Annotated in this window: 17 protein-coding genes; 12 read left to right on the forward strand and 5 right to left on the reverse strand. The window is 28.9% G+C overall.

What is annotated here, in order from left to right; genetic code table 11:
* The first annotated feature begins 449 nt into the window (after positions 1 to 449).
* The 8 genes from KGF38_RS15670 (at position 450) to KGF38_RS15705 (ending at position 7,554) form a co-directional block, all read left to right on the forward strand.
* On the forward strand, positions 450 to 1,079 hold the full coding sequence (locus KGF38_RS15670; protein ID WP_054269482.1) for a hypothetical protein: 630 nt from the start codon (positions 450 to 452) through the stop codon (positions 1,077 to 1,079).
* Positions 1,080 to 1,137: 58 nt separating this feature from the next.
* A complete protein-coding gene (locus tag KGF38_RS15675) occupies positions 1,138 to 1,464 on the forward strand; it encodes a PTS sugar transporter subunit IIB (RefSeq protein WP_054269483.1) in 327 nt (108 codons plus the stop codon).
* A gap of 17 nt (positions 1,465 to 1,481) precedes the next feature.
* Entirely contained in the window at positions 1,482 to 2,771 is a 1,290-nt protein-coding gene (locus KGF38_RS15680) for a PTS sugar transporter subunit IIC (RefSeq protein WP_054269484.1), read from the forward strand.
* 23 nt (positions 2,772 to 2,794) lie between these two features.
* Entirely contained in the window at positions 2,795 to 3,124 is a 330-nt protein-coding gene (locus KGF38_RS15685; RefSeq protein WP_054269485.1) for a PTS lactose/cellobiose transporter subunit IIA, read from the forward strand.
* 147 nt (positions 3,125 to 3,271) lie between these two features.
* Positions 3,272 to 4,600: a 6-phospho-alpha-glucosidase gene (locus KGF38_RS15690; protein ID WP_074178295.1), complete on the forward strand. Its 1,329-nt coding sequence runs from the start codon at positions 3,272 to 3,274 to the stop codon at positions 4,598 to 4,600.
* A 294-nt stretch (positions 4,601 to 4,894) separates the two neighbouring features.
* A complete protein-coding gene (locus KGF38_RS15695; RefSeq protein ID WP_074178294.1) occupies positions 4,895 to 5,749 on the forward strand; it encodes a protein-ADP-ribose hydrolase in 855 nt (284 codons plus the stop codon).
* Between the two features lie 173 nt (positions 5,750 to 5,922).
* Positions 5,923 to 6,903 (forward strand): alpha/beta hydrolase, encoded by a 981-nt coding sequence (locus KGF38_RS15700; RefSeq protein WP_074178293.1) that lies wholly within the window; start codon positions 5,923 to 5,925, stop codon positions 6,901 to 6,903.
* Between the two features lie 201 nt (positions 6,904 to 7,104).
* Positions 7,105 to 7,554 (forward strand): hypothetical protein, encoded by a 450-nt coding sequence (locus KGF38_RS15705; RefSeq protein WP_074178292.1) that lies wholly within the window; start codon positions 7,105 to 7,107, stop codon positions 7,552 to 7,554.
* Between the two features lie 166 nt (positions 7,555 to 7,720).
* On the opposite strand, the gene KGF38_RS15710 is transcribed toward KGF38_RS15705, so the two are convergent.
* A complete protein-coding gene (locus tag KGF38_RS15710) occupies positions 7,721 to 8,650 on the reverse strand; it encodes a helix-turn-helix transcriptional regulator (protein ID WP_054269490.1) in 930 nt (309 codons plus the stop codon).
* Positions 8,651 to 8,842: 192 nt separating this feature from the next.
* Between KGF38_RS15710 and modA the strand changes: the two genes are divergently transcribed.
* The 4 genes from modA (at position 8,843) to KGF38_RS15730 (ending at position 12,126) form a co-directional block, all read left to right on the forward strand.
* Positions 8,843 to 9,655, forward strand: coding sequence for a molybdate ABC transporter substrate-binding protein (gene modA / locus KGF38_RS15715; protein ID WP_054276122.1), 813 nt, complete (start codon positions 8,843 to 8,845; stop codon positions 9,653 to 9,655).
* A 147-nt stretch (positions 9,656 to 9,802) separates the two neighbouring features.
* A complete protein-coding gene (gene modB / locus KGF38_RS15720) occupies positions 9,803 to 10,486 on the forward strand; it encodes a molybdate ABC transporter permease subunit (RefSeq protein WP_054269492.1) in 684 nt (227 codons plus the stop codon).
* Entirely contained in the window at positions 10,487 to 11,563 is a 1,077-nt protein-coding gene (locus KGF38_RS15725; protein WP_074178291.1) for a sulfate/molybdate ABC transporter ATP-binding protein, read from the forward strand. It abuts the gene before it with no gap.
* Positions 11,564 to 11,568: 5 nt separating this feature from the next.
* On the forward strand, positions 11,569 to 12,126 hold the full coding sequence (locus KGF38_RS15730) for a sugar O-acetyltransferase (RefSeq protein WP_054269494.1): 558 nt from the start codon (positions 11,569 to 11,571) through the stop codon (positions 12,124 to 12,126).
* A 196-nt stretch (positions 12,127 to 12,322) separates the two neighbouring features.
* Here the strand turns inward: KGF38_RS15730 and KGF38_RS15735 are convergent, their stop codons facing one another.
* From KGF38_RS15735 to KGF38_RS15750, 4 genes are all read right to left on the reverse strand, one after another.
* The gene (locus tag KGF38_RS15735; protein WP_074178290.1) at positions 12,323 to 13,339 is read right to left on the reverse strand and encodes an ABC transporter substrate-binding protein; all 1,017 of its coding nucleotides are present in this window, start codon (positions 13,337 to 13,339) and stop codon (positions 12,323 to 12,325) included.
* A gap of 31 nt (positions 13,340 to 13,370) precedes the next feature.
* Positions 13,371 to 14,393 (reverse strand): CD0873 family tyrosine ABC transporter substrate-binding lipoprotein, encoded by a 1,023-nt coding sequence (locus KGF38_RS15740; protein WP_054269496.1) that lies wholly within the window; start codon positions 14,391 to 14,393, stop codon positions 13,371 to 13,373.
* A 138-nt stretch (positions 14,394 to 14,531) separates the two neighbouring features.
* Complete coding sequence (locus tag KGF38_RS15745) at positions 14,532 to 15,287, reverse strand: ABC transporter ATP-binding protein (protein ID WP_021383597.1); 756 nt, start codon at positions 15,285 to 15,287, stop codon at positions 14,532 to 14,534.
* Positions 15,274 to 16,176 (reverse strand): ABC transporter permease, encoded by a 903-nt coding sequence (locus tag KGF38_RS15750; protein ID WP_074178289.1) that lies wholly within the window; start codon positions 16,174 to 16,176, stop codon positions 15,274 to 15,276. The genes KGF38_RS15745 and KGF38_RS15750 overlap by 14 nt, the downstream gene beginning before the upstream one ends.
* Positions 16,177 to 16,484 lie beyond the last annotated feature (308 nt).

The raw sequence follows: 16,484 nt of genomic DNA on the forward strand, positions 1-16,484 counted from the left end.
AGAATTGGTAAGACATATTTCAGTATGCAAGATTCTATGAAACAGGAACCCTGTGACTTTAGTCATGGGAGGTTCAGAAAGAAAAAGCACTTAATTGTGATAAGGACTTAAGTAAAATAAAAAATATATTATCTCAATTAGATAAAAAATATAATATAGAAATTAATAAAAAAGAATGTTATCAAATATTATTAATATTAGAATATGTATAAATAATAAAAAAGATTACCAATAAGTATAAAAACCTATTTGGTAATCTTTTTTAGTCTAAAATGACATTAATATTAGACACATACAAGTAAATTTAGACAAAGTATCTGAGTATTGGCAATAAATATGATTGAAATAATCGCATTTAGAAGTGTCTAAAAAAACTGGCACAATACTTGCTTTGTATTATTTATAAATAATATAAAGAATTAAAATTTAAATCAAAAGGAGTAAATAATATGCAGGAGAAAATATTAAGAGATAAAAAGGCAAATGACCCATGGGCAAGAATGACTACAAGAAACGGATTTAGTGCAGATGAAATAATATCATCATTTCAAAAGGCTATAAGAAGAAATATGGTAGAAGAAGCATGTGAATTTGCTTATGAACTATATATATCATCACCAGAATTAGAAGATAAGTTGTGGAGAAGAATACTTACAATATCAGTTGAGGATATAGGAATGGGAGACCCATCAGCTATAATAATCATAAATAATTTAAATCAAGTAAGAAAGGAATATTCATATGCAGATGGAGATAGACCTTTATTTTTCATACATGCAATAAGATATCTTTGTGCATGTGAAAAAGATAGATCAAGTGACTTATTAAAAAATATAATTATAAAAGGATTTGCAATGGGTAAAGTCCCAGAAATTATGGATGTGGCACTTGATAAACATACATATAGAGGATTAGAAATGGGAAGAGATTCATTCCACTTCTTAAATGAAGCTAGCATAGTAATACCAGAAAAAAAGGTAGATAATGATTATAAAGAAAGATACTTAAAAATATTAGAAGAATATAAGCCAGAAGAAGCTATAGATACAGCTTTTAAATTTAATCACTGGCAGTACTAAGAATTAAAGTATAAAACTATAAAATAAAAGAAATTAAATATTGCAGGAGGAATTTATTATGAATATTTTATTAGTATGTGCAAATGGAGCTTCAACAGGAGTACTCGTAGAAAAAATGAAAAGTTTTTGCAGTGAGCATGTAAAGCTAAAAACAAAAACTATAAATATAGATGCAACATCATTTGAAAATTTAAAATCATATATTCAAGTTAATGATATAGATGTAGTTCTTGTAGCTCCTCAAATTAGATTTAAGGAGGAGGATGTAGTTGAAGCTTGTAAAAATTATAAAATAGTAGTTGGTGTAATAGATACTAAACATTATGGTCGTATGGATGCCCCTTCTGTTATGAAGTCGGCAATCGAGCTATATAAAAATAGATAATTAGGGAGAGGATAAACATGGAAGCACTTCAAAATAATTTGAGAAAATTTCTTCTTCCAATAGCACAAAAGATTGAAAAGCAGAGGCATCTTCAAGCTATAAAAGAAGGCATGATAAGCATCACCCCAATAATAATTGTTGGCTCTTTAAGTATGCTATTTGTAGCTCTAAATAATATGTTACCTGAAGGAAGTGTAAAAACGTTATTATCTGAGAATATGGATACATTACTTATTCCAAATAAATTTACTATGAGCTTATTATCTATATACTCAGCCTTTTTTATAGCTCAAGCATTGGCTAAAAAATATAATCTTAATCATGTGGAAATAGGTATGACAGCCGTTATAGCACAACTTGTTGTATGTGGGCAAATAGTAGATGGTGCATTAGATACAAGTTATTTAGATGCTCAAGGTTTATTTGTAAGTATACTAATAGCACTTTTAGTAGTTGATATTACTAAGTTTATGAATGATAAAAATCTTGTAATTAGATTTCCAAAAGAAGTACCAAGTGTAGTAAATAAAAGTTTTAGAAATTTAACACCAATGATAGTATGTATAATGTTATTTACAGCAATAGCAGCAGTAACTAAAAATATACTAGGTCAGCCATTACCAGCTATTATAATGAATTTCTTAGCACCAGCTATAAGCAGTTTAGACAATGTTTTTGCAGTAATTATAATACTTTTTATAACTCAATTGTTATGGTTCTTTGGGCTTCATGGAGCAGCAATAACTTCAAGTATATGGATGCCAATAGCAGCTACATATATGGCAGAAAATGCGACACTAATAGCAGCTGGAGGAGACCCAAAACATGTGTTTACAATAGGGTTTTACTATGGTTTCTTACAAGTAACTGGGTCAGGAATAACTTTAGGACTAGTATATCTTATGTCGAGAAGTAAGAGTAAGAGTCTAAATAGTATGGGAAAAGTTGTGCTATTACCATCATTATTTGGGATAAATGAGCCAGTAATATTTGGAACACCAATAGTTATGAATCCATATATGTTTGTACCATTTGTATTTGGACCTGTGCTAGTTGGAGCACTTAACTTTATGGCTTTAAAATTAGGATTAGTAGGATTACCTATTGCAGAACCTCCAGGATTTTTGCCTCCAGGAGTTGCAGCTTTTTTAATGACATTAGACTGGAAGGCTATAGTATTAGTATTTGCAAGTATAATACTTATGACCTTGATATATTATCCATTCTTTAAGATAATGGAGAAAGAGGAATTAAACAAAAATGCAGAATTAGCTACGGAATTAAGTGACGATAGCTTTGATTTTTAACTAGTCATTAGAAGGAGAAGGATATGATACCTGAAATAGAAGAAAAAGTATTTAGCATAATATCAGAATCGGGAGATGCTAAAAGTGATGTGATGATGTCCCTTAAAGAAATAAAAAAAGGTGACTATGATAAAGCTAAAAAACTTTTAGACTCAGCATCAGAAAAAATACAAACAGCATCAAAGAATCATTTAGAATTACTATCAAATGCTATGAACAGTGAAGATAGTGGAACTAATTTTTTAGTTGTACATTCTGAAGACCATTATTCAAATGCTTTGTTTGCTCACTCTTTAGTATCTGAGCTTGTAGACATATTTGAAATAATGGACCCAAGAAATGATAAGAATTAATTTTCATATAAATAGTGCTTGAAGTTTGGCTATAGTTTATTAATTTGGCAAATTTAATAAATGAACTCCCTTTTGCTTTAAAGTACTAGTATTTATAAAGTTATTTATAAATATAGTAAATTTTTAAATAGAAAAGGAGAAATTGTTATGGAGAAGTTTTCAGTAGTAATAGCTGGTGGAGGAAGTACATATACTCCAGAAATCATATTAATGTTGTTAGATAATCTAGATAGGTTACCATTAAGAGCTATTAAATTGTATGACAACGATGAAGAAAGACAAAATAAAGTAGCTAAAGCCTGTGAAATATTAATAAAAGAAAAGGACCCTACTATAGAGTATTTAGCAACAACATCCCCTGAAGAAGCTTATACAGATGTAGACTTTTGTTTGGCTCATATAAGAGTGGGAAAACTTGAAATGAGAGAATTAGATGAAAAAATACCTCTAAGACATGGGATAGTTGGTCAAGAAACATGTGGACCAGGTGGAATAGCTTATGGAATGAGGTCCATAGAAGGTGTGCTTGAAAATATAGACTATATGGAAAAGTATTCTCCAAATTGCTGGATGTTAAATTATTCTAATCCAGCATCCATAATAGCAGAAGCTGTTAGAAGGTTAAGACCTACTTCTAGAGTAATAAATATCTGTGATATGCCAATAGGTATGGAGCATAGTATAGCAAAGATTGCGGGGCTTGAATCTAGAAAAGATATGGATATAAGATATTTTGGATTAAATCATTTTGGTTGGTATACTTCAATTAAAGACAAAGAAGGAAATGAACTTTTGCCAAAATTAGTAGAGCATATAAAAGAGTATGGATTTATAAATGGTGAAGAAGGAATGAAAAATGATAAGAAGGATAGCTGGTTTGAAACTAATTTATTTACTAGAGAAATAGTAAAAACAGATTTGACTACAATACCAAGTAGTTACTTAAAATACTATCTATTCCCAGATTATGTTGTAAATCATTCTGACGTAAATTACACTCGTGCTAATGAAGTAATTAATGGAAGAGAAAAAGAAGTATTTAGCTCATGTGCATTAATAGAAAAGCAAGGGCATTCTAATGGCAGTGGACTTGAGATAGGAATACATGCAGAGTTTATAGTTGATTTAGCTACAGCTCTAGCTTTTAATACTCATGAACGTATGTTATTAATAGTTCAAAATAATGGAGCTATAGAAAATATACAATCTGATGTGATGGTTGAGATTCCATGTATAGTTGGAAAAGATGGGTATGAACCATTATCAATAGGAAAAATACCAACGTTTCAAAAGGGCTTAATGGAACAACAATTAGCAGTTGAAAAGTTAGTGGTTGATGCTTGGATTGAAAAATCATATAATAAACTGTGGCAAGCACTTATGCTATCTAAAACAGTTCCAAGTGCAAAAGTAGCAAAAGAACTATTAGATGATTTAATAAAAGCAAATAAAAATTATTGGCCAGAACTTAACTAAGAATAATATATGGTTTTTTAGAATATTTAATTTATAAAGGTGTTAGCTTTAGAAGCTTTCACCTTTATTATTATTTAAAAATTTTACTATTAAAGTAATAACAAATTGCATATTATTTTTATAAAGGTTTCTATAAAATACTTAAAATAATTCTATATTTTGTCTTTAAATATAATAATATTAAAAAATTTACACTTTTAACAGGATTTATGTAAGTGTTTATAGAAATAAATAAACATGTACATAATACATAATTATTTTACAATCCTAAAATATGAGAATGGAGAGATGGCTATGAAGTGGAGAGATTATGCTGATGATGTAAATTTATTTGAGGATTTTGATAAAAGTATCAAGCCTCTAACTGACGAACAAAGAAAGAAAAATATAAACACTTTAATTGCATATTTTTCAAAAGAAATTCCTTCTAAAATATACAATTTATCAAATGACGAAATTAAGCCTAGAGATATACTTAGAGGACTTTTGAATGTATATCCACCAAAAGAAATTGCTCCAGAAATACTTAATATGTTACATAATTTATTGTTAATTGAATGTGAAGAAAGAGAGTTAGTAGATGTAAATGATATAGAAGAAGTAGAGGAAGGTATTGCTATATGGAGAGGTAATATAACAAGTTTAAAAGCAGATGCAATAGTGAATGCTGCAAATAATAAGCTATTAGGATGCTTACAACCATTACATTTATGTGTAGATAATGAGATACATTCATGTGCAGGTCCTAGGCTTAGAGAAGATTGTGATAAAATAATAAAAAAACAAGGTCATTTAGAATATACTGGAGATGCTAAAATAACAAGAGGTTATTGCCTACCTTCAAAATTTGTAGTACATACTGTTGGTCCTATTGTATCTGGTGGTCAACCAAGTAAAGAACAAGAAAAGCAACTACTTCATTGCTACAAATCATGTTTAAACACAATAAAAGAAATTGATGAAATAAAAAATATTGTTTTTTGTGGAATTTCTACAGGAGTATTTGGGTATCCAAAAAAAGAAGCAGCTAATCTTGCTGTAAGCAGAGTTAGATTATGGTTAAAAGAAAATCCTGAGAAAAACTTAAAAGTTGTATTTAATGTGTTTACTGAAGAGGAAGAAGAAAAATACAGAAGAATATTTAAATAATATTATATAATAAAATTCTAAAAATCTTTATTATATAATATAATAATTTATTAATACTAAATAAAATTTGTAATTTTAGTACATTAATGGGTATAATAGAAATCATAAGGGTAATATAAGTAATTGTTCTATTACTTAAAAATATAATCTAGGAAATTGTATGGTAAATAAATATGAAAAATAATTTTAAAAATTATATTAATTTAAGCGATAAAGTTATAATTATATCAGTTGTGTTTCTGTTAATTCTATTAATTGTATCTTATATATTTGGTAAATTAGTTTATGATAGCTCAGTTGGTTCAGAACAACTAATAAAAAAAGAAGATGTGATAAAAGTATTTTCTAAGAGAAAAGATAAGCCTCTAGAGAAATTAAAAAGCTATAAGACAGATGAATTAATGATACAAAGTTCTAATAATTACAAACTTGAAAGTATTTTTATAACTTCAAATATAAAGACGAAAGATACTATTATACTTGTTCATGGAATAGGAAGTTGCCACTATGAAATGCTAAAGGTAGCATATGGATACTTAGATAAAGGTTATAATGTATTAATTTATAATCAAAGAAACACAGGTAATAGTGGAGGCGATAATTATACATTTGGCCTTTATGAAAGGTATGATTTAGATAGTTTAGTTAAATTTATAAAAAATAAATTTCCAGATGGAAGATTAGGAATACATGGATTTTCTATGGGTGCAGGAACAGCTGCTATGCATACAGAGATAAACTCTAAAAATAGAGATGTGGATTTTTATATATTGGATTCTCCTTATTCTGAAATGAGAGAAGCGATTAGAATGGGAGTAATAGAAAAGCGCATACCAAAGGTATTAGTCGATTATGTAATAACATGTGGAGATTTATACAATAAGTTTAAATCTGGATTTTGGTACAGTGATGTAAGACCAGATGAGGCAGTTAAAAAGTCTAATGTCCCTATACTATTTATACATGGAACAGAAGATAATGTCTGTGATTATAGAAATAGCCAAAAAATGTATGATTTAGTTAAACACGATAAAAAAGAGATATGGCTTATAGAAGGTGTTGGTCATGTTGATGGATATGAGCATGATAAAACAGTATATTTCAATAAAATCTTTAAATTTATAGATAGTAATGTTGTTAATGATAAAAATTAATTGCATATTAATAGCTTATTTATTTTGGTATTTATCAAAAATAGATAAGCTATTTTTATGTTGAAATATAAATAATATTTAGTAATGTGAATTAATTTCTAGTAAAAATGAAAATAACTACCAATTAAATTCATTTATACCTCAAATGAAAGAGTTAGTATTATATTACAATAAAATCTAAAGAAAAGAGAGGTAGTATATATGAAAAACAAAGATAATAAAGATAAAGACATGTTGAATATGAAAGTGTTAAGGGGGTTAGGATTACTATTAATACTTTTTGATTATACAGGAGATACTTTAAACTTTTATAATTTCTTTGCAAAACCATTGGTATCGGGAAGTTTATATCAGCTAGGAGGTACTGATTATATTGTATTTTTGTTATTTATTGTAGAATGTATATACCTAGTGGGAAGATATATCTTAAAAGTTAAAATAAATTGGTGTAAAGTTATTGAAAATGAAAAGGATACTTTTATAAATAATTTATTAGTTGAAAAAATACAAGAAGAAAGCAATATTGTATATAATGTATTAAATTCATACATATTGCCACATATATATAATAAAGGAAGAGTGTTGCTTGTTAGAATACATCATATGCTAATCTATGTTAAGGAAAAGTACTATTATGTGAATATCTATTAAATGTAATAGTACTATGAAATTTATTATATTGAAATTTGTATTAACTGCTAAATTTAATAAGGTAAACATTTTTAAAAATGCACAAAAAATCGCAATTTATTTTGACCTTAAGTTATAAGTTTTGTGAAAAATTATAAGTCTTATGAAATAGATTGCGATTTTGATTCTATACTTCTGCTATGATTTTACCTGTATCAGTTAAGTCATACCCACCAAGACCTTGAAGTTCAGCCTTAAATTCAGCTGAGTTTATTATGTTAATTATGGTTTGGTAAACTGGATTTTGTAAGTCTTCTTTTTTGATGACTAAATCATAACGTTCCTTGTGAAGAGGAATAAAGTCAATATTATTTACTTGTAATGCTGCTTTTTCATTCCCTAAACCAACATCAGCTATTCCACGAGAAACAGTACTTGCAACCCCAAGGTGTGATAATTCTTCATTGTCATAACCTTTTATATGGTTACCATTAAAATTTAGAAGTCTAAGTTTACCATCAAGTAGAACTCTAGTACCAGCACCCTTTTCTCTGTTGACAAGAGTTATGTTTGGTCTAGTTAAATCTTTCCAAGCTTTTATTTCTTTAGGATTACCTTTAGCAACATAAAAACCTTGCATTCTGTAAGCTAAATTTATAAGAACACATGGGATTCCTGGCAATAGTTTTTTAACAAAAGTGCTATTATATTCATCTGTTTCAAAATCCCATAGATGAGATGATGCTATAGAAACCCTACCATTATATAATTCATATAAAGCATTATAACTACCTATATAAGAGCGAAATGTATTTACTCCATCTAATTTTTTTTCAACAGACCTAGCTAAAATATCTAATATTACATCTTGACCAGAAATAATAACTTTAAAATTATTATTTATAGATATATTCTTATTGTTAAATTGTGTATCTTTTATTTTACCAGTCTTTTGACTATTGATATATTCTTCAACATCTTTAATATCAACTCTTATTTTTTTCCCTACTTTATAAGAAGGAAGTTCACCTCTTTTGATTAATTCATATACAGTATTTTTTGTTATCTTTAATAATTCAGCTACCTCGACAGGCGTCAAAGATGATAATGAGTCCATAATACACCTCCATATAAGGTTATTTTAACATTAAAAAAAGAAAAATGTAGGAAAATATTTAAAAGTAATATAAATAATTTACTTGAAAATTTATTAGTAGGTATATATAATTAAGTTATACGTAACAAAACATAATAAAACATGATAAAACATATTGAAATGTGTATCAAATTTACAAAAAGGGAGATTGTTATGAAAAAAATATTGGGAATATTAGGGCTAGTTGCATGCTTAACTTTGGGGACAGTTGGATGCAATAGTAATGAAAGCAAGAAAGATGATGAAAAACAAGAAAAAACAAATAAAAGTAGTGAGACAGTAGAGTTAAACATATCGGCTGCTGCAAGTTTAAAAGAAGCAATGGCAAAGCTTGAAGAAGAATACAAAAAAGTTGATTCAAATGTAAAACTTATAGTTAACTATGGAGCATCAGGTTCATTACAACAACAGATAGAACAAGGAGCACCATGTGATTTATTCATTTCAGCAGGACAAAAACAAATGAAGGCATTGGATGAAGAAAAGTTATTAGTTTCTGATACAACGAAAGACTTAGTAAAAAATGATTTAGTTCTTATTTCTTCTACTGATAGTGATGTGTCTAGTATGAAAGATTTGACATCGGATAAAGTAAAGAAAATTGCTGTTGGTGAAGCTGAAAGTGTTCCAGCAGGGAAATATGCAGATGAAGTATTAACTAATTTAGATTTAAAAGATAAATTAAAAGACAAGTTAGTATTTGCAAAGGATGTAAAAGAAGTTTTAGCATGGGTACAATCAGGAAATGCTGATGTTGGATTCGTTTACTTTAGTGATACTGTTAATAATGATAAGATAAAAGTAGTTGAAAAAACAGATGAAAAAACTCATTCACCTATTACATATCCAGTTTCAGTAATTAAAGCTAGTAAAAATGTAGATGCTGCTAAGAAATTTGAAGAGTTTTTGTTAAGTGATGCAGGTCAAAAGATTTTTGAAGAATTTGGGTACAAAAAAGTAGAATAAGTTTACAAATAAGTTATGTATATTAAGTATAAATTATATATAAATAAATGAAAATTGAAAATAATTGTATATTATAATAAAATGGAAATAGTGAAGTTAATAGACATATTAATTTCACTATTTCCATTTAAAATTAAGGAGGGAAAAATGGGAACAGATTGGTCACCTTTATGGATATCACTTAAGACATCTTTTTTGTCAACAGTGATAACTTTTATAATAGGAATATTTGTGTCATATATTATGGCTAATTATAGAGGCAAGTGGAAGGGTCTTATAGATGGGTTATTTACACTCCCATTGATTTTGCCACCAACAGTTGTAGGCTTCTTTTTATTATTGCTATGTGGGAAAAATGGTTTTGTAGGTAAGTTTTTGTTAAGTTTTGATAAGACTTTAATATTTAGTTGGACAGCAACTGTAATTTCAGCAGTAGTGGTGTCTTTTCCTATGATGTACAGAACTTCAAGGTCAGCATTTGAACAGATTGATAATAATATGTTGTCAGCTGCGAGAACATTAGGTCTTAATGAATGGAAAGTGTTTTTTAAGATTGCAGTTCCATTAGCATGGCCTGGAATAATTGGTGGACTGGTGTTGTCATTTGCTAGGGCTCTTGGAGAATTTGGAGCAACACTTATGGTAGCTGGTAATATACCTGGAAAAACTCAAACTATGCCAATAGCTATATTTTTTGCTGTGGAAGGTGGAGATATGAATAAAGCTATGATGTGGGTTATGATTATTGTAGTGATATCTATAGCAATGATTTTATTGTTAAATTATTGGTCTGAATTTCAGCAGAAAATTATAGGAAAGAGGTGTAGATAATTGAGCTTATATGTAGATATTGAAAAAGATTTATCCTCTTTTAAATTAAAGGTAAAAATTGAGCAAGAAAAAGGAATTTTAGGTTTTCTAGGAGAATCTGGTTCTGGAAAAAGCATGACACTAAAATGTATAGCAGGGCTTGAAAAACCAACAAAAGGTAAGATTATATTAAACGATATAGTATTGTTTGATTCTGAAAAAAAGATAAATTTGTCAACTCAAGAAAGAAAAGTAGGTTTTCTATTTCAAAACTATGCTTTGTTTCCACATATGACTGTAAGCCAAAATATTGAGCTTGGACTTTTAAAACTGAGTAAGGATGAAAAAAAGGAAATAGTAGAAAGATACTTAGATATACTTAAATTGAATGGGTTTGAGAGGAGATATCCTTGGCAATTATCTGGCGGTCAGCAACAAAGAGTAGCATTAGCTAGAGCATTGGCAGCATCTCCAGATATATTACTTCTAGATGAGCCGTTTTCAGCACTAGACCATCATTTAAGAAGTAATATGGAAAAAGAACTTATGAATATGCTAAAGGATTATAAAGGAGACATATTATTTGTCACTCATGACATTGAGGAAGCTTATAGAGTTTGTGATGATATTATGGTATATAACAAAGGGGAAGGCCTTCCAAAAAGACCTAAAAAAGAGTTATTTGAATCCCCAAGATACCTTATGGAAGCAAAGATAACAGGATGTAAAAATATATCTCAATTAAACAGAATAGATGAAAATACTGTTTATGCTACAGATTGGGGATGCGAGTTGACATTAAATAGAGAAATAGGCGATAATATAGAATATGTGGGAATCAGAGAGCATCATATTAATGTCTTGGATTCTAATGAAGATTTAAGTGGAAAGCTATGTTTTGAATTGATTAACATTATAGAAAATCCATTTACATATACTATATACGTTAGAAAACAGGACTTATCTAACCAGTGTATGCCTATTCAAATAGAATTAGAAAAAAGTAAAATGAGATTTAAAAATGGAGACAGCATTTATTTAGATTTTCCACAGGAACATTTATTTTGCTTTAGAAACAATTATAACGAAAAGGAGTAAATTATATGACTGAAAAAGAAAAAATGTTGTCAGGTAAAGGCTATTATGCAAGCGATAAAATTCTAGTAAAAGAAAGAGAGAAATGTAAAAGATTAACTAGACTATTTAATAATACTTTAGAGGATGAATATGAGAAAAGAGAAGAAATTTTAAGTGAGCTATTTGGTTCAGTAGGTAGTAAAATAAATGTAGAACAAAATATAAGATGTGATTATGGATATAACATCCATGTAGGTGAAAATTTTTTTGCAAATTATGATTGTATCTTTTTAGATGTATGTAAAATAGAAATTGGTGATAATGTAATGCTAGCGCCAAATGTTCAAATCTATACAGCTTATCATCCAATGGATGCACAACTTAGAAATTCGGGTATAGAGTATGGTTCCCCTGTAAAGATAGGTAATAATGTATGGATAGGTGGTGGAGTAATCATAACTCCAGGTATTACTATAGGTGATAATGTAGTAATAGGTGCAGGAAGTGTTGTGACAAAAGATATTCCATCAGATACTGTGGCTGTTGGAAATCCATGCAGAGTAATAAAGAAAATAGAGGACTAAATATTGATTATATAAAGCCTGTAAAAGTAAAGTCTATAAAAATAAATTAAGAATGTTTATACATAATTTTGAATAGAAAAGATACGAAAGTAAAAATATATGCCTGTTTCTTGTTTTAAAAAGCTTATAGAAACAGGCATAGTAATTATAGAGAAAATATATTTAATTTTATATCGTTCAAACTAGAGTAGTCAAATTATTTATTTTCAGTCTTAACGTAAACTATATTATTGTCAGAAGGTTTATCTATAGAAAGTGCTTTTAATATATCTTCATTAATAATTAAATTAGTTTCATCCAAACTTGTTATAGGCATATCTGAAACTTTAGATTCTCCTTTTAGTACTTTGACAGCCATCTCACCAGTTTTATAGCCCAATTTTTCGTAATTTATACCTTGGCAAGCCAATGCGCCTCCTTTTACCATTCCTTCTTCTGCTGCTATTATAGGGATTTTATTTTTAGTAGCAAGTTCAGATACTATAGGCATAGAAGATGCAAGTAAATTGTCTGTAGGAGCATAAATAACATCAACATTTCCCATTAGGCTAGAAGCTGCTTGATTTATTTCGCTGGAAGAACTAATTCCCTTTTCAACAATTTTAAGCCCTTTATTAGTAGCATATTTTTTCAAATTATCAACTTGAACTTTAGAATTTACTTCACTAGTATTGTATATGACACCTATAGTTTTTGCTTTGGGAACTAGTACATCAAGAGCTTCCATACTTTTTTCAATTGGTGTAAAGTTAGAAGTTCCAGAAACATTTTTACCTGGATTATCTAAAGAATCTGCAAATCCAGCAGAGACAGGGTCAGTTACAGCAGTGATAAGTATAGGTATATCTTTAGTTGCATTATATGCAGCCTGAGCAGATGGTGTAGATATAGCAAATATCAAGTCCTTTTTATCAGATACGAATTTACTTGCTATGGTCTGTGTAGTAGGCATATCATTTTGAGCATTTTGGTAATCTATTTCTATATTTTTACCATCCTTAAAACCATTATCTTCTAAAGCTTTAACAAAGCCTTCTTTAGATGCATCTAAAGCTTGGTGTTCAACTAATTGTGTAATACCAATTTTTTTTATATCATTGTTTTTGCTGGATGATTCATCTAAATCACCTTCATTATTCTTAGAGCAACCTGTAATGGTAGATATACTAAGAACACCAATCAAAGTTAAATTTATTAGTTTACTTCGTTTCATTTTGACCACTCCCTCAAAAAATCTATTATATCTATTCTTGTTTAGTTTTTACATAAGAAATATTATCATTAGAAGGTTTTTCCATGCCTAAAGCTTTTAATATATCTTCATTAACTATGATATCTGTGTCATCCAATGTAGCTACAGGCATATCAGAAACTGATTCTCCATTTAAAATTTTAACTGCCATTTCACCTGTTTTGTAACCTAGTTTTTCATAGTTTATACCTTGACAAGCAAGAGCACCTTTTTCAACTGGACCAGATTCAGCTGCAATAACAGGAATTTTATTTTCAGTAGCTATTTTAGAAACTATAGGCATAGAAGAAGCTACTAAGTTATCTGTAGGAACATATAAGACATCTATTTTACCAACTAAACTAGAAATTCCTTGATTGACTTCATTTGAAGTAGTTACACCCTTTTCAACAACTTTAAAACCATTTTTAGATGCATATTCCTTTAAGGCATCAACTTGAACTTTAGAGTTAACCTCACTAGTATTGTACATAACTCCTATAGTTTTTGCCTTAGGAGCAAATATTTTAAGAAGTTCTAGGCCTTTGTCTACAGAAACAAAATCTGATGTCCCAGAAACATTTCCACCTGGTTTTTCAAGTGTTTTAACTAATCCAGCAGCAACAGGGTCGCTTACAGCAGTCATAAGTATAGGTATATCTTTAGTGGCATTGAAAGCTGCTTGAGCTGATGGAGTAGATATAGCAAATATTAAATCTTTCTTGTCAGATGCAAATTTACTTGCAATACTTTGTGTAGTAGGCATATCATTTTGAGCATTTTGGAAGTCTATATCAATATTTTCTCCATCTTTAAATCCATTCTTTTCTAATGCTTTTACAAATCCTGCCTTAGTAGCATCTAATGCTGGATGTTCAACCAATTGAGTTATTCCAATTTTTTTAACTTCTTTATTTTTAGAAGCACTTTCTTGTTTTGAATTACCAGAATCTCCACCTTGTGAACATCCTGTAAGCATAGATACACTAAGTGCACCAGCTAAAACTAAACTTGCCAATCTTTTTTTATTAATCATTTTTATATCCCCCTCAAGAATTTTATTGTTATATATGTTCATATATTCATATGAATTATTGTAAAGTTAGCATAATTATTATATTTTTGAGCTTATTTTAGAAATAAACTAAACTTAAATTAATATAATAGATATATTTTAAACGGCATATTCGAATTTTTCTAAGATTTCCTCAACTGTTAATTGCTCTTTTTCTTTACCCTTTACATCTAATACAACTTCACCTTTATGAAGCATTATTAATCTATCTCCATATTGAAGAGCATGTTTTAAGTTGTGAGTTACCATAAGTGTAGTTATATTTTTTTCTCTTACAATCTTATTAGTCAACTCAATTACTTCGTTTGATGTTTTTGGGTCAAGTGCCGCTGTATGTTCATCAAGTAATAAGACAGAAGGATTTGTCAAGCATGACATAATTAGTGATAGTGATTGTCTTTGACCTCCTGATAAAAACTGTACTTGAACATCAAGATATTTTTTTAAATCAAGAGATACTCCTTCTAATAAATTTTCTAAGAAATCTCTTTTGTAACGAAGACATTTTCTTAGGTTTAATAATTTACCTTTATTAAGAGCTAAAGATAAGTTTTCTCTAACTGTCATAGAAGGACAAGTTCCAAGGCTTGGGTCTTGAAAAACTCGACTTACTATTTGAGTTCTTCTATGTTCTGCTAGGTTAGACAAGTTGTGTTTATTTAATAATACTTGACCAGAAGATTCTTTTATAAGTCCAGATATTATGTTTAGTAAAGTAGATTTACCAGTTCCATTACTACCTATGATACTTACAAATTCACCATCTTCTATATCAATTGATAAATTTTCAAATATAGTATTAGGTTGACCGTATGGATTAGGGAAACTTTTTGAAAGATTTTTAATTTGTAACATCTATAACACCTCTTTTTTCTGATTTATTTTTGGTACTAGCTTTGTGGTTGTTTTTTTTTAGTGAAACATTTAAGTTACCAGTAGCTAAGAAAGCAATTATAACTATTGCAGTTATAAGTTTTAAGTCGGTTGATAACATTCCTAAACTCATTGCAAAGTATATAGTGAATTGGTATATAAAAGAGCCAACGATTATTGCAGTAGTATCTTTAATAAAAGTGAATTTCTTAAATAAAGTAATACCAATTATTATAGATGCAATTCCAAGAACCAAAGTTCCTATACCCATATTTACATCTGAGAATCCTAAGAACTGAGCCATAAGGCTACCAGATAAAGCTATAAGTCCATTTGAAATCATAAGTCCTAGTATCTTTATAGAGCCGATATTTATACCCAAAGATTTAATCATTTGAGAGTTATCACCAACACCTTTTAAAGTGTATCCAAGACCTGTTTTTAAGAATAAGTCTAAGAAGACTTTACAAATAAAAACGAATACTAAGGCTAAAACTATAGGAGATATTTCTCCGTTGAATAAGTGCTTGAAACTGAATAGAGGGATGTTTGATTTTCCCATTATTCTTAAATTGATAGAGTATAGCATTCCCATAACTAAAATACCAGAAAGTAAGTTAGAAATCTTAAACTTAATGTGAAGAATTCCAGTAACAAGACCAGCAGTGCAACCACATAAGATAGCCATTAGTGTTGCCACTACAGGGGAAATACCATTAGTAAGAGAAAATGCTACGATAGAAGCACCCATTGTGTAACTACCATCAGCAGACATATCTGGAAAATCTAAGATTTTGTAAGTTATATAAACCCCCAGTGCCATAATCGATAAAATTAAACTTTGCGCCATTACAGATATAATACCTGACATAAATAAAACACTCCTTTGAAAATATTTTTATAATTTTAATTATTTGCTAATTTTGTGTATAAAAAAACCACATAGTATACAAAACTATGTGGTGAAAAACACGAATAAGCCACATAGTTTAATCTATGTGGCTCTTATATAGTTAAATGAAAACTCTATAAACAATATAGCCAACATAGATACAATCCCAAAATTTTACTAGTCTTAAGGGGCCTGTATCTATGTTAAAACGTAGGTACAAACCCTAAAAATAGTGGCTATAATAATAATAATATTTTTTATTGTTTAATAAAGTATTCATAATTATC

It is taken from the genome of Clostridioides sp. ZZV14-6387 (assembly GCF_020657835.1).
GTDB classification, from domain to species: domain Bacteria; phylum Bacillota; class Clostridia; order Peptostreptococcales; family Peptostreptococcaceae; genus Clostridioides; species Clostridioides difficile_A.

Excerpts from the sequence above, each read along its gene's own strand:
- KGF38_RS15750 (WP_074178289.1), bottom strand. The coding sequence starts at position 16,176 with ATGTCAGGTATTATATCTGTAATGGCGCAAAGTTTAATTTTATCGATT.
- KGF38_RS15695 (WP_074178294.1), top strand. The coding sequence starts at position 4,895 with ATGAAGTGGAGAGATTATGCTGATGATGTAAATTTATTTGAGGATTTT.
- KGF38_RS15685 (WP_054269485.1), top strand. The coding sequence starts at position 2,795 with ATGATACCTGAAATAGAAGAAAAAGTATTTAGCATAATATCAGAATCG.
- KGF38_RS15670 (WP_054269482.1), top strand. The coding sequence starts at position 450 with ATGCAGGAGAAAATATTAAGAGATAAAAAGGCAAATGACCCATGGGCA.
- modA (WP_054276122.1), top strand. The coding sequence starts at position 8,843 with ATGAAAAAAATATTGGGAATATTAGGGCTAGTTGCATGCTTAACTTTG.
- KGF38_RS15680 (WP_054269484.1), top strand. The coding sequence starts at position 1,482 with ATGGAAGCACTTCAAAATAATTTGAGAAAATTTCTTCTTCCAATAGCA.
- KGF38_RS15700 (WP_074178293.1), top strand. The coding sequence starts at position 5,923 with ATGAAAAATAATTTTAAAAATTATATTAATTTAAGCGATAAAGTTATA.
- KGF38_RS15710 (WP_054269490.1), bottom strand. The coding sequence starts at position 8,650 with ATGGACTCATTATCATCTTTGACGCCTGTCGAGGTAGCTGAATTATTA.
- KGF38_RS15705 (WP_074178292.1), top strand. The coding sequence starts at position 7,105 with ATGAAAAACAAAGATAATAAAGATAAAGACATGTTGAATATGAAAGTG.
- KGF38_RS15690 (WP_074178295.1), top strand. The coding sequence starts at position 3,272 with ATGGAGAAGTTTTCAGTAGTAATAGCTGGTGGAGGAAGTACATATACT.
- KGF38_RS15745 (WP_021383597.1), bottom strand. The coding sequence starts at position 15,287 with ATGTTACAAATTAAAAATCTTTCAAAAAGTTTCCCTAATCCATACGGT.
- modB (WP_054269492.1), top strand. The coding sequence starts at position 9,803 with ATGGGAACAGATTGGTCACCTTTATGGATATCACTTAAGACATCTTTT.
- KGF38_RS15740 (WP_054269496.1), bottom strand. The coding sequence starts at position 14,393 with ATGATTAATAAAAAAAGATTGGCAAGTTTAGTTTTAGCTGGTGCACTT.
- KGF38_RS15735 (WP_074178290.1), bottom strand. The coding sequence starts at position 13,339 with ATGAAACGAAGTAAACTAATAAATTTAACTTTGATTGGTGTTCTTAGT.
- KGF38_RS15675 (WP_054269483.1), top strand. The coding sequence starts at position 1,138 with ATGAATATTTTATTAGTATGTGCAAATGGAGCTTCAACAGGAGTACTC.
- KGF38_RS15730 (WP_054269494.1), top strand. The coding sequence starts at position 11,569 with ATGACTGAAAAAGAAAAAATGTTGTCAGGTAAAGGCTATTATGCAAGC.